The organism is Roseomonas chloroacetimidivorans, from assembly GCF_049629625.1.
In the GTDB taxonomy this organism is placed as follows: Bacteria; Pseudomonadota; Alphaproteobacteria; order Acetobacterales; family Acetobacteraceae; genus Roseomonas; species Roseomonas chloroacetimidivorans.
In genome coordinates, this window is record NZ_JBNBZS010000310.1 from 1 (window position 1) to 745 (window position 745).

Annotated in this window: 1 protein-coding gene; it reads left to right on the forward strand. The window is 67.9% G+C overall.

Annotated features, from left to right (window positions below):
* Positions 1-745 (forward strand): recombinase family protein (locus ACO1BU_RS37665; protein WP_424140944.1); only part of this gene is annotated, 745 nt, incomplete at both ends.

Consider the following 745-nt stretch of genomic DNA (forward strand, 5'->3'; position numbering starts at 1 on the left):
GTACGACCCGCAGAACCCGAATGATCGGCTGTTGCTGGGCGTCAAGGGCACCCTGTTCGCCGCGGAGCTGCACATCCTGCAGGCGCGGATGCACGGTGCGCTGCTGAACAAGGCGCAGCGCGGCGAGCTGGCCGTGGCACTGCCGGTAGGCTATCGCCGCAGGCCGGATGGCGTGGTCGTGCAGGATCCCGATGACGCCGTGCGGCTCGCGGTCGCGATGGTGTTCGAGCGCTTCGCGGCCTCGGGCAACGCGCGTGCCGTCCTGCGGCACTTCGTCGGCAACGGCCTCCGGCTGCCGCGCATTCTGCAGGCCGGTCCCGAGAAGGGTCAGGTCCTGTGGGCACGCCCGGCCTACGGCATGATCCACCGCATGCTCAACAATCCGGCCTATGCGGGCGCCTTCGTGTATGGGCGCGTCCGTCAGGACATCACGGCGGGCGACCCACCCACCACGACGGAGCGGCGCTTGCCGCTCGAGGAGTGGGGCATCGTCGTCCAGGGGGTTTATCCCGCCTTTATCGGCTACGACACATTCCTGGCCAACCGTCAGAAGCTCAAGGCTAACCGCTACAACTTCGAGGCCAAGGGTCGGGGTGCGGCTCGGAGAGGCTCCGCGCTGCTACAGGGTCTCGTGCATTGCGGCCGTTGCGGACGCCAGATGGGGGTCAGCTACGGCCGCCAGCAGCCACGCTACGAATGCCGGCGGGCCCAGACGCACCATGCTGAGCCCATGTGCCAATCATTC